The following is a 12266-nucleotide window of genomic DNA, read 5'->3' as shown; positions in this document are numbered from 1 at the left end:
GGCGTTTCTTGTCATCCCACAATCTATAGCGCTTACAATTCGTTTTGACATTATTTTCGACCGTTGCTATAATAATGGAAATCAGATAATTCTATCATTTTATGACGTCATAGTTATAATTGTTAGAAAATTCCAACTAAAAAGGAGGTTGTTTTATGGAAGAACGTTCACAATGGGGGACGAGAGCCGGTTTTATTATGGCTGCAATTGGATCCGCAGTAGGGTTAGGTAATATTTGGCGATTTCCAGCTGTAGCGTATGAAAATGGTGGAGGGGCTTTCTTTATCCCGTATTTATTCGCGTTACTGACAGCGGGGATTCCGATTTTAATTATGGAATTTACGATGGGGCATAAATATCGTGGTGCAGCACCGCTTACGTATCGTAGAATGAATAAAAAAGCAGAAGGAGTTGGCTGGTGGGCTGTTATGGTTGCCTTCGTTATTGCGACTTATTACTCCGTTATTATCGCATGGGCAATTTCATACACGATTTTCTCATTCAATCTAAAATGGGGTGAGGATCCAACAGCGTTTTTAGTCGGTGATTATTTACAAGTAGCAGATCCAGGAACATTTGGAGGGTTAGTACCGGGGGTTGCAATTCCGCTCGTTGTCGTTTGGGCAATCGTATTATTCATTTTATTTTTAGGTGTAAAACGAGGTTTAGAAATTGCAAACAGAATTATGATCCCGACATTAGTAGTTGTTTTCTTAATTATCGTTTTTAGAGCAATTACATTACCTGGAGCACTAGAGGGACTTGATGCGTTCTTCAAACCAGACTTCTCACAAATTTTATCTGGGGAAGTATGGGTCGCGGCATATGGGCAAATTTTCTTCAGTTTATCCATTGCATTTGCGATTATGATTACGTACTCGAGTTATTTACCGAAAAAATCTGATATTACGAACAACGCATTCATTACAGGATTTAGTAACTCAGGTTTCGAATTACTTGCAGGGATTGGAGTTTTCTCAGTCCTAGGATTTATGGCGGCGCAACAAGGAGTCGCTGTCGATGAAGTTGTAGAAGGAGGAGTTGGGCTTGCCTTCATGGTATTCCCGGCCATCATTAATGAATTCCCAGCATTCAATGAATTTTTCGGGGTATTATTTTTCCTATCCCTCGTATTAGCTGGATTTACTTCTCTATTATCAATTTGTGAAACGTATATTGCCGGATTGCAAGACAAATTCGGTTTATCGCGTACGAAGGCCGTACTGTTTGGTGGGGGAGCATCAGCGCTAATCGCATTTATTTATGCTACACGTGGCGGATTAAATTTCTTAGATGCTGCCGACTATTTCATTAACCAATTTGGTGTGGCAGTACTTGGACTTGTGGAAGTTGTATTAGTTGCATGGGTTTTCCGTAAGTTGAAAACATTTAAAGACCACGCAAATGAAATTTCTGATATTCGACTAGGAAACTGGTGGACGATTAGTTTAGGTGTCATTACGCCAATCGTATTAGGTTATATGTTATTCGATTTATTTAGAACGAACTTACTAAGACTCTTCCCGACAGATAATGGAAACTATGAAGGATATCCAGATTTCTTCATTAATTACAGCGGATGGGCAGTCGCTATTGGAGCGCTCGTCATCGGTATCGTTATCGGATTATTACCGTGGAAGAAGAACCCTGAAGAAGGTGATTATGATGACCGCTAGTTCAGTAATAATGATGGTAATTGGAATTGTCATTATATGGGGTGGGCTCGTTGCAAGTATAGTAAATGCAGTGAACAAGGCCCGCAGCAATAAAAATTAAAAAATTTCAAAAAACCTGGAAATGAGTGGAAGAAACTCATTTTCAGGTTTTTATATGGGTGCTCGTATCTTTTATTCCATCCTTTCCCAACGTTGCAAATACGGAAATGGATCAAAGGCCCATTCATTTTTTCCGTTATATTGGTACATGCCGTAATGTAAATGTGGGGGAAATTTTCCCGATGTACCGGGTGGACCATAACCGGTAGCACCGACCGTGCCAATAATGTCACCAGGTTTGACAATCTTTCCAATTTCAATGCCATCTTCATAATTTTGTAAATGTGCATAATAGTGATAAATATTGTAAATATCGCGAATACCGACGCGCCAGCCGCCATATAAGTTCCAACCTTTTAATTCAACGACCCCATATGTCGTCGATTTTACAGGGGTACCGTAATGAGCAAAAATATCTGTCCCTTCATGGATGCGGTTCCCACCGAAACCACGGCCGGCTCCCCAAGAACTTTTATAATTGTAAATGTAATTCGTGTCGACTGGGAAGGAGCGGTCTGTTAAAATCGTCGTTTTGAAAAATTGAAACACTTTGGCATTATTCATAATCGTTTTGACGGTTAAATCTTTTTTGTAATATTCCCAGAGGGCAATTTTGATATCTTCTTCTTTGATACCGTCCTTCGTTATATAGGAAGCCATCGTGTATAGTACGTCTTCGGGATCATTTGGGTCTGCCAGGCCATCACCGTTTCCGTCCAATCCGATACCATTTGATGCACGGATGATGGCGGCATTTTTCTCGTGTAGATTGCCGATGCCGTACCACTTGACAGGCTCAAATGTTATGGCGATGAGCGGCTCTTCCTCATTTGATTGTTTATTTCGTTCGTACTGATCAATTGCGGCAATATAATACCATGGTACATGCGAGATGGCGGCAGTTTTTTTATAAAGCTGTAATCGTTGTTCATATAGTTTTTGTTGATCATTGGCGTTTGTTCCTTCTGGAAAAAGGACGATGGTAGTAAGGATAATGATAAAAATGAGACGAAACAATGGAATGCGCTCCTTTTTATTCTTGTTTTTCTAACTTTTATGGTACTCTTTATATATTGTGAAGACTTTTTTATTTCATACATAATTTGTTATATAGATGAGGTGAACTCAAAATGATTGAACTTAATGGTAAAAAATATGAAATAGTGGAAAACGTTCGTGAAGGTTTTGATGAGGAAGCGATCGGGGAAAGATATACAGATGTATTGAAGAAGTATGATTATATCGTTGGAGATTGGGGTTACAGCCAGCTCCGTTTAAAAGGATTTTATAATGCGGAGCGTTCGAAGGCAACATATGATTCAAGGATTGATATGGTGGAAGATTATATTTTAGAATATTGTAATTTTGGTTGTGCGTATTTTATTTTGAAAAAAGTGGATGAATAGGGAGCGATAGTGAATCTCCCTCGTAAACTGACGTTGAAAAGCCACCTAGTGCGTTTGCTAGGTGGCTTTTCTCATTCATCGTGTAGTGGATGGGCGCCGGGCATTTGACGTGGTAAGTCATCGTGCCGATCTTTATCCGCATATGTGTAGGCACTAATGCTACGTTGTCCTTCGCGCCATTTCGTTGATTTTCTTTCGACAAGGGCATCTTTTCGAATTGGGGAGCCGAACGGGCCGTCAGGAAATTCTTCGGGGACGACGATATCTTGCATATTCTCTTCGTTTGATAATGGCTCAAAATGGTCTAATTCCTCGGTGCGTTCAAACACGGCACCTTTTTCTTCCCGGCGACGTTCACGCTCATCTTCGCCTGCATCATATACGACTCGTTTTTCTTTGCTCATAAAAATATCATTCCTTTTATCGAATAGTGTACGAAAAAAGGAATGATTTATACGTATAATAATAAAAATGTTGAAAGCTTATTGCGTTACTTTTTATGGTTTGTCATAAACCGTGCTTCGTTTGTATCCGCCAAAATGTTTTTCAATTTTTTCACCGAGAAGGAAGATCGCATCTTCGTTTCCAACTTTACTCATAATTTGAATGGCGATTGGCAATCCATTATGATCGGTGCCAACTGGGATGACTAATGATGGTAAACCCCACACGTTCGCATAAACGGTATATGGTAAATATTGCAGAAACGTTCGTTTAATCGAAAAAATCTCTTTATATGTTTCGCCATGTTTTAATGCACCAGTATGGTAAACAGGGAAGACGAGTAGACGATTTGATAAATAACTATCTAATGTTCGGTCGCCTTCATTTAAAAATTGCTCCATCTCTTTCAATCTTTTTTGTGACGGTTTGAACATATTCGCACCGACGAGTGACCATAATAAATATGGATGATGTTTCGTATTTCGTTTCAGTTTTGACTTCATATATTCTTTAAAAATGTTGATACGATCGGTGTTAAAAGCAAGTGTTGTTATTTCTCTTCCCCCATCATGTGACATGATTTCTTGCCAAATTGTTGCACTATCATTAAAAAATGGCGGAATCGTCGTTGTACTATTGTACGTATGGGAAACGAGTTCATATACTTCTCCAAGTAATTCCGTCGTTTTTTCTGATAATGGAAAACCGATATCAGCGGGTAAAACATCAACTTGCATTCGTTCATATAACGCTTTTCGTGGTTGCTCTTGTTGAATCAATCGGTACAATAATTTCATATCGCGGACAGATTTTCCGATAGGACCGATTGTTGACATACGAGCTTTTAAGTGATGTGTATCTGGTGGGAAATGTCCTGTTGTGGAAACTTGATTTTTTCCTGGCTTAAAACCGACTACCCCGTTAAAATGGCTTGGAAAGCGAATCGAGCCCCCAATATCTGAGCCAATCCCAATCGGTGCACCACCGACTCCGATAAGGGCACCTTCTCCACCACTTGAACCTCCAGCAGTTCGTTTCATATCCCATGCATTATTCGTCCGTCCGAACAGTGTGTTGTCTGTTTCGTGGCAAAAGCATAATGCGGGTGTGTTCGTTTTACAAAGAATGATTGCACCAGCACGCTTTAATTGCTCTACGACATGTGCGTCATTTTTTACAATAATATCAGCGCGATGACTAATACCACCTGTTGTTTTCATCCCTGCAACATGAATCGATTCCTTTATGCTCACAGGGACACCGTACAAAGGTTGAAATTTTAAGTTTACTTCGTCAATATTTGCGTCTTTTTCCTTTGCTTCTTCTATAGCTGCATCGAATCGTTCTTCTACGACAGCATTTAACATAGGATTGACTGCCTGTATATGGTCGATATATACACGTATAACCTCTTCACTCGATACTTTTTTCGTTCGAATTAATGTACTAATTTCTGTGGCGTCTAAATGTAATAAATTATTTTTTATGTGAAGAGCTATTACATTCGTCATGGCAACCATTCCTTTCCATTTTCCTATAAGAATAGTATATCATGGAAACAGAAGAATTCTAATTATTACAACATTTTTAAACTAATTGTAAAATATGATATGATATAGGTAGGAATGGAAGATAGCGAGGGATATGAAATGTATTTTGTAAATCGAAGTGAAATTGAACAAACAGTAACACATATTGATGAATTAATTACGATTGCACAAGAGACGAAATCTTTTGCAAGCGACATAGAAAAATTAGGCTTAGAGCGTGTAGTACACGTCGTTATTGAGTCGATTTTAGATGTTGGTAATATGATGATTGATGGATTTATTATGCGTGATCCGGGAAGTTATCACGATATTATCGATATTTTAGTAGATGAAAAAGTGATTTCCGCTGAGGAAGAAGTGGCATATAAAGCGGTCATTGATTTACGTCAAATGCTCGTACAAGATTATTTAGCGATCGATCATACACATGTCGAAAAAACATTTTTTGATCAATTGCCTGTTTTAAAAATGTTTAGTACACATATAAGACAATATTTGGTGAATGAATTAGGAGTTGCAAATGCATTTTCAAATGAATCCTAGGGGATGATTACGTGGCAAGAAAAACGACGAAAGAAAAAATTTTACACATTTTAAAAAAGGACGACGAAGTGACCATTAAGGAATTATTGGAATATTTTACGATTTCGGAAGTAGCGATTCGCCGTCATCTAAATGATTTAATTCGGCAAAAATTTGTCCGTGAACGTGTCGTCAAACAGGAGATTGGGCGACCGTTTCATACGTATGCATTGACAACGAAGGGACATGAAACGTTTCCGAATCAATATCAGGAACTTCCGGTTGAAATTTTGCGTGATGTAGAGGAATTGCAAGGGCCGGAAGCGGTGAATGATCTTTTAAAGCGTCGGGTGGATCGTGACGAGGACGAGATTAAAGCGAAAACAGATGGTGCTTCATTTGACGAAAAAATTGCGTTAATGGCCGATGTCCAGGAGCGTAAAGGGTATATGATTGAATATGAAAAATTAGCGAATGGTCAATATTCATTCAAAAATTTTAACTGTCCGATTTATAATGTATCTTCTAATTATCGTCAAATTTGTCATTATGAAAAAGATATGGTGCGAAATGTATTTCCAGGTAGTCATGTTGTCGCTGATGCTTGCATGACGAGTGGCGACAAATATTGCTGTTGGTATATTTCACAACCAGAAGAAAAAGAAGAGGCGTAGTCGTAAATTGCTCGCCTCTTTTTCTTGATATATTTTAGGGGGATTGGTGTTTTGAGTTATAAAGGATATTTAATTGATTTAGATGGCACGATGTATCGTGGGAAGGCTCCGATTGATGGGGCGAGTGCTTTTATTAAAACGTTGCAGGAACGACATATTCCGTACGTATTCGTGACGAATAATTCCTCGGCGACAGAAGAGATGGTCGTGGAAAAATTGGCGACGTTTGGTATCGATACAACGCCAGACCATGTGTTAACATCGGCTAGTGCGACAGCGAAATACATTGCTCGAGAAAAACAGGGTGCTACATGTTATATTATCGGGGAAAAAGGATTGCATGAAGCTTGTGAAAAAGTCGGTCTGAAAGAGAGCACATTAGACGTCGATTTTGTTGTGATGGGAATCGACCGAGAGATTTCATATGAAAAATTAAAAACGGCTGCATTACATGTACGCGATGGTGCGACATTTATTTCGACGAATAAAGATGCAGCGATTCCGACAGAAGAAGGGTTATTACCTGGCAATGGTTCACTAACATCTGTCGTATCAGTGAGCACAGGCGTGGCACCAATTTTTGTTGGAAAACCGGAACCGATAATTATGGAAGAAGCGCTTCGTATGATTGGACTGGATCGAGAAGAAGTACTCATGGTTGGGGATAATTATACGACTGACATTTTAGCTGGGGTGCATGCACGGATGGATACTTTGATGGTGTTAACTGGTTTTAGTTCCCGTGAAGATGTGGCGGACGTGCCGAAAGCGGAGAAGCCTACTTATATTATGGACGACCTTTATAGTTGGATAGAGGAAAAGATGTCGTAAAAAAAACTTGCCTACAGCGTTTGCTAATGTGTGACGCTAGGCAAGTTTTTTTATGTTTATCCTTCGACAATATCTCCTGCAGTGGAGTGGGCAAGCCTTGAAGCTGCTGCCGCTGCAATCGCACCGACGATATCATCTAAAAAGGTATGGACTGTTCCATTTTCATGTTTGTTTAATTGACGTAAGATTCCCGGCTTTTTCTTATCGACATATCCGTAACTTGTAAAACCGATGGAACCATACACATTGACAATCGATAAGGCGATTACTTCATCGATGCCATATAATCCTTCATCACGATGGATGATATCTTGTAAGGGTTCAGATAATAACCCTTTTTCTGCAAGTTCATCAAGTTCAATCCCCGTTAGAATCGCATGTTGCACCTCGCGTTTCGTTAGGACACGGTTAACGTTATGGACACAATCTTCCATCGTTAATTCTTGATAATATTTTACTTGTAAATAGTAAACTAATTCTGCGATATCTTGAATTTCTACACCACGATCCATTAATTTTTGACGGGCAATTTTTTCTAATTCAGTCTGTTTTTCAGCCATCTTTACCAACTCACTTTCAACGTAAAAACCATTTCTACTAGTATATTGCAAATAGAGTGAAAATTATGCTATATATGTAGTGTAACATGGATGAAGTGGAATCCATAATGAATGATACTTTTGGCTTAGGTGAAGAGGACGGAATATTCAGGCGAATGATTGGTCCATATGATACACTAAAGAAAAGTTTTAGGAGGGTGAGAAAATGGGGAAAAAGAAAATATACATAACGAGAAACATTCCTGCGCATCTCATTGCGCCTTATGAAAATGAATTTGACATTTCGATGTGGGAAAGTGAAACAACGCCAGTCCCACGTGATGTGTTATTTCAAGAAGCAAAAAAAGCGGACGGAGTTATTTGTTTATTAACAGAAAAAATGGACGCCGAGTTTTTTCAAGCGAATGATCATTTAGAAATCGTTGCGAATAATGCGGTTGGCTATGATAATGTCGATATTACGGCAGCGAGAAAATACGGTGTAACAATAACGAACACGCCGGATGTATTAACGGAAACGACGGCAGACTTGGCGTTTACATTGTTGATGTCGACAGCGCGACGCATTGTCGAGGCATCGAAAACGATTGAAGAAAATAAATGGGGCGACTGGTCACCATTTACGCTCGCCGGAGCAGATGTGTACGGGAAGACATTGGGCATTGTCGGGATGGGACGAATCGGTGAAGCAGTTGCACGCCGGGCGAACGGATTTCAAATGGATGTGCTATACCATAACCGTTCGCGAAAAAAAGAGGTAGAGGCGGAACTTAATTTGTCGTATGCGAATTTTGATGAGTTATTAGCACAATCAGATTTTGTGTTGTCACTCGTTCCGTTAAGCGAAGCGACAGAAAAAATGTTCGATGAGGACGCTTTTGCAAGGATGAAAAATTCAGCCATTTTTATTAATGTATCTCGTGGGGGTGTCGTGGATGAAGCGGCTCTATACGACGCGTTGAAAAATGGCACCATCCGTGCAGCCGGCTTGGACGTTTTTGAGAAAGAGCCTATCTCCGCAGATCATCCATTCGTTCGTTTAGATAATGCCGTGCTGCTCCCGCATATCGGTTCTGCCTCGGTGGAAACGCGGGAAGCGATGCTGAATTTATGCTTGAAGAACGTCAGTGCCGTGTTGCGTGGTGGCGCACCAGTAACTGAGGTGACAGAATAGGGGATGGTAGTGGGTTTGGAGAGGATATATTCGCAAGTTGGTTGAGATTATTGCGTTCACTTGCGGAATTCCGTGATATATTCGCAAGTTCTTCGAGATTTCTGCTTGCACTTGCGGAAATCTGTGATATATCTGCAAGTTCTCCGAGATTTTCGCCTGCACTTGCGGAATTAAGTGATATATCCGCAAGTTGCTCACGATTTTCGCCTGCACTTGCGGAATTAAGCGATATATTCGCAAGTTGCTCACGATTTTCGCCTGCACTTGCGAAATTAAGCGATATATTCGCAAGTTCATCGAGATTTCTGCTTGCACTTGCGAAATTCCGTGATATATCCGCAAGTTGGTCGAGATTTTCTCGTTCACTTGCGGAATTAAGCGATATATCCGCAAGTTCTTCGCGATTTCCGCTTGCACTTGCGAAATTAAGTGATATATCCGCAAGTTCATCGAGATTTTTGCTTACACTTGCGTAATTAGTTGATATATCCGCAAGTTTCCCGCGATTTCCACCTACACTTGCGGAATTAAGCGATATATTCGCAAGTTCCCCGAGATTTTTGCTTACACTTGCGTAATTAGTTGATATATCCGCAAGTTCCCCGTGATTTTTGCCTCCACTTGCGAAATTAAGCAATATATCCGCAAGTTCCCCGTGATTTTTGCCTCCACTTGCGAAATTAAGCAATATATCCGCAAGTTTCCCGCGATTTCCACCTACACTTGCGGAATTAGTTTCTCTGTTTCACTATGTACAGCCTACGTATCCATTTTTCATAAAAAAATAATGCCTACCCAAATAGGGATAGACATTATTGTAATGAAGTATTATTAAAATACTTGTTCGATTTCTTTTACGCCAGGGATTTCTGTTGTTAGCGCACGTTCGATTCCAGCTTTTAGTGTGATTGCTGAACTTGGGCAGTTTCCGCATGCACCCATTAGGCGTAATTGAACGACACCGTCCTCGTCAACGTCCACTAATTGAACATCTCCCCCATCACGTAATAAAAATGGGCGTAATTTATTTAATACTTCTTGAACTTGTTCATGCATTGTCATCGGAATTCCTCCTAATATATTGTAAAATTAAATTATTATATAAGTTAAGCTATTTTTATTTTACCGTGTTTCTTGCAAAATGTAAATGAAAACAGTTCCCAATTAGCAAGATGAATAGCTTGAATGATTAGAAATGGATTTGTATAATATAAAGTAAGTGATAGAAAAGGAGGGCTTACATTGACGATTCAAATTACAGATGATGCACGCAATCAAATTAAAGAAATGATGAAAGAAGAATCAAGTGAAGCTATGTTACGTTTCGGTGTGAAAGGTGGCGGATGTAGTGGCCTTTCTTACGCGTTAGGGTTTGATGAGGAAGTGAATGAGGAATTGGAATTTGTAGAGGAAGTGAATGAAATTCCTGTCATTATTACAAAACAAGATATTCCAATCATTGAAAATACAGTCATTGATTTTAAGCAAAATATGATGGGTGGCGGGTTCAGTATTAATAATCCAAATGCTGTCCTCTCTTGTGGCTGTGGCTCGTCTTTCCGTACTGCGGAAGAAGCTGGAGCGCCTGGCGACTGCTAGAAGTAGACATACAAAACAACTTTTTAACGATATTTTCGTTGGAAGTTGTTTTTTTTCGCGAACAATTACGCAATAATTTTTTACACCGTAAAAGATGGCGCTGAGAAAATAGGTATCAATTTTCTTAAAATAAAAAATACATAGTACAAAATGGTCGTTCGCTTTTTTGTGTGAATTCGTATATTTCTATGTAAAAAGTTGCTATGATAAAGGGAGAATATAAGAGGGGGATTTTTGTGAAACGAGAAGAATTTATACAGTTAGATGGCGTCGCACTTGCGAAAATGTTGGAGGAAAAAGCGGTGTCGCAAGAGGAAGTGTTACAGGCGAGCTTCGAGCAATTAGAAAAAGTGCAGCCAGAATTGAATGCGGTTTCTTATGTAAGAAAGGAAAAGGCGTTTGCAGAAGGAGCGGAAGGACGAAAAGGGGCTTTCGCCGGCGTACCAACAGCATTAAAAGATATTTCACAGACGATTGCTGGGGAACCGACGACTGGCGGGTCGCGTTTAATGAAAGATGCGATTGCACCAGTAACAGCGAATTTTACGAAAAGCTTGCTGCATACGGGTGTCATTTCTGTCGGAAACTCAACGACACCAGAATTCGCATTAAAAAATATTACAGAAAATAAATTACACGGACCTACTCGAAACGCATGGAATAAAAATCATGCACCAGGTGGATCAAGTGGTGGGGCGGCCGCACTTGTATCATCAGGTGTAGTGCCTATTGCGGGAGCGAGTGATGGCGGTGGTTCGATCCGAATTCCGGCATCTTTTAGTGGACTAGTTGGCTTGAAACCGACACGGGGCCGTACTGCGGTAGGACCTGGATCTGGACGAAATTGGCAAGGTGCCGCGATTGAATTTGTGTTAACAAAATCTGTACGAGATAGTGCTCGGATGTTGGATGAACTGCAAGTCGTACAGCAACAAGCTGCATTTCAGACTCCATTATTTACGGAAGGGTATGAACGAACAGCGAAAAAAGGATTTACTCGTCCATTAAAAATTGGCTTTACAGTGAAATCGCCTGTCGGTACTCCAGTGAGTGAAGAGGCGAAAGAGGCTGTTTATACAACGGTAAAATGGTTAGAGAAAGCCGGCCATGAAGTGGAAGAAGTGGATAATGGCGTGGATGGTCATGAATTAATGCGTAATTATTTTTTAATGAACAGTGGAGAAATGGCGACATTAATGCATAATTTGGAAAGCATGGTTGGCAAACCAATTACGTCAGACGATGTAGAACTGGAAACTTGGTTATTAAATGTAGCAGGAAAAAATGTATCGGCGGCAGAATTTTCTAGTAGTCTAGCATCATGGGATGTAGCGGCAGAACAAATGGCAATTTTTCATGAAACGTATGATTTTTATGTGACACCTGCAGCAGCGTTTGGAGCGCCTGAGATTGGAGAGTTAACTGCTTCGGATGAAAAAGCTGCCAAATTAATCGAAGCGATGGATACGATGAAAACGGCAGAGGATCAGCAAGCACTTATTTATGATATGTTTTTACCGAGTTTAACGTACACACCGTTTACACAGTTAGCGAACCTAACAGGTCAGCCGGCGATTAGTGTTCCGGTACATATGACAGAGGAAGGATTGCCGATTGGGGTACAATTCGTCGCACCGAAAGGGTATGACCATACATTGTTACAAATTGCAACCGAACTAGAGAATTCAGATATTTGGGTCGGTTTACGTGGGAATCCTTATTTTGCATAAG

At 40.1% G+C, this 12266-nt stretch carries 15 protein-coding genes; 10 read left to right on the top strand and 5 right to left on the bottom strand.

The window, feature by feature from the left end:
• The first annotated feature begins 155 nt into the window (after positions 1-155).
• Together SPD45_RS02780 and SPD45_RS02775 are read left to right on the top strand one after the other, a co-directional pair.
• Entirely contained in the window at positions 156-1676 is a 1521-nt protein-coding gene (locus tag SPD45_RS02780) for a sodium-dependent transporter (RefSeq protein WP_336266104.1), read from the top strand.
• Complete coding sequence (locus SPD45_RS02775) at positions 1663-1776, top strand: methionine/alanine import family NSS transporter small subunit (protein ID WP_336266103.1); 114 nt, start codon at positions 1663-1665, stop codon at positions 1774-1776. The genes SPD45_RS02780 and SPD45_RS02775 overlap by 14 nt, the downstream gene beginning before the upstream one ends.
• 71 nt (positions 1777-1847) lie before the next feature.
• On the opposite strand, the gene SPD45_RS02770 is transcribed toward SPD45_RS02775, so the two are convergent.
• Positions 1848-2792 (bottom strand): M23 family metallopeptidase, encoded by a 945-nt coding sequence (locus SPD45_RS02770; protein WP_442961979.1) that lies wholly within the window; start codon positions 2790-2792, stop codon positions 1848-1850.
• A gap of 113 nt (positions 2793-2905) precedes the next feature.
• On the opposite strand from SPD45_RS02770, the gene SPD45_RS02765 reads away from it, so the two are divergent.
• Positions 2906-3181: a YutD family protein gene (locus tag SPD45_RS02765; protein WP_336266102.1), complete on the top strand. Its 276-nt coding sequence runs from the start codon at positions 2906-2908 to the stop codon at positions 3179-3181.
• Positions 3182-3252: 71 nt separating this feature from the next.
• Here SPD45_RS02765 and SPD45_RS02760 read toward each other — a convergent pair whose 3' ends face one another.
• Complete coding sequence (locus SPD45_RS02760) at positions 3253-3585, bottom strand: cytosolic protein (RefSeq protein ID WP_336266101.1); 333 nt, start codon at positions 3583-3585, stop codon at positions 3253-3255.
• Positions 3586-3678: 93 nt separating this feature from the next.
• Positions 3679-5136 carry an amidase gene (locus tag SPD45_RS02755; RefSeq protein ID WP_336266099.1) on the bottom strand — a complete coding sequence of 486 codons (1458 nt, stop codon included), beginning with the start codon at positions 5134-5136 and terminating at the stop codon, positions 3679-3681.
• Between the two features lie 138 nt (positions 5137-5274).
• Here SPD45_RS02755 and SPD45_RS02750 point away from each other — a divergent pair, with 138 nt between their 5' ends.
• The 3 genes from SPD45_RS02750 to SPD45_RS02740 are packed head-to-tail and all read left to right on the top strand — an operon-like array spanning position 5275 to position 7202.
• Positions 5275-5718 carry a DUF86 domain-containing protein gene (locus SPD45_RS02750; RefSeq protein WP_336266097.1) on the top strand — a complete coding sequence of 148 codons (444 nt, stop codon included), beginning with the start codon at positions 5275-5277 and terminating at the stop codon, positions 5716-5718.
• An 11-nt stretch (positions 5719-5729) separates the two neighbouring features.
• Positions 5730-6371: a helix-turn-helix transcriptional regulator gene (locus SPD45_RS02745; protein WP_336266096.1), complete on the top strand. Its 642-nt coding sequence runs from the start codon at positions 5730-5732 to the stop codon at positions 6369-6371.
• A 51-nt stretch (positions 6372-6422) separates the two neighbouring features.
• Positions 6423-7202 (top strand): TIGR01457 family HAD-type hydrolase, encoded by a 780-nt coding sequence (locus SPD45_RS02740; RefSeq protein WP_442961978.1) that lies wholly within the window; start codon positions 6423-6425, stop codon positions 7200-7202.
• 56 nt (positions 7203-7258) lie between these two features.
• Here the strand turns inward: SPD45_RS02740 and SPD45_RS02735 are convergent, their stop codons facing one another.
• The gene (locus SPD45_RS02735) at positions 7259-7762 is read right to left on the bottom strand and encodes a phosphatidylglycerophosphatase A family protein (RefSeq protein WP_336266095.1); all 504 of its coding nucleotides are present in this window, start codon (positions 7760-7762) and stop codon (positions 7259-7261) included.
• Positions 7763-7967: 205 nt separating this feature from the next.
• Between SPD45_RS02735 and SPD45_RS02730 the strand changes: the two genes are divergently transcribed.
• Both SPD45_RS02730 and SPD45_RS02725 read left to right on the top strand, forming a co-directional pair.
• Positions 7968-8936: a 2-hydroxyacid dehydrogenase gene (locus SPD45_RS02730; RefSeq protein WP_336266093.1), complete on the top strand. Its 969-nt coding sequence runs from the start codon at positions 7968-7970 to the stop codon at positions 8934-8936.
• A gap of 50 nt (positions 8937-8986) precedes the next feature.
• Positions 8987-9412 carry a hypothetical protein gene (locus tag SPD45_RS02725; protein WP_336266092.1) on the top strand — a complete coding sequence of 142 codons (426 nt, stop codon included), beginning with the start codon at positions 8987-8989 and terminating at the stop codon, positions 9410-9412.
• 355 nt (positions 9413-9767) lie between these two features.
• On the opposite strand, the gene SPD45_RS02720 is transcribed toward SPD45_RS02725, so the two are convergent.
• A complete protein-coding gene (locus SPD45_RS02720; RefSeq protein ID WP_336266381.1) occupies positions 9768-9992 on the bottom strand; it encodes a NifU family protein in 225 nt (74 codons plus the stop codon).
• Between the two features lie 186 nt (positions 9993-10178).
• Between SPD45_RS02720 and SPD45_RS02715 the strand changes: the two genes are divergently transcribed.
• On the top strand, positions 10179-10535 hold the full coding sequence (locus tag SPD45_RS02715; RefSeq protein WP_336266090.1) for a HesB/IscA family protein: 357 nt from the start codon (positions 10179-10181) through the stop codon (positions 10533-10535).
• Positions 10536-10771: 236 nt separating this feature from the next.
• Entirely contained in the window at positions 10772-12265 is a 1494-nt protein-coding gene (locus tag SPD45_RS02710; protein ID WP_336266087.1) for an amidase family protein, read from the top strand.
• Position 12266: the final 1 nt, after the last annotated feature.

This window comes from Pseudogracilibacillus sp. SO10305 (assembly GCF_037072005.1).
GTDB lineage: Bacteria > Bacillota > Bacilli > Bacillales > Amphibacillaceae > Pseudogracilibacillus > Pseudogracilibacillus intestinigallinarum.
This window is presented reverse-complemented; position numbering and strand designations above follow the sequence as displayed.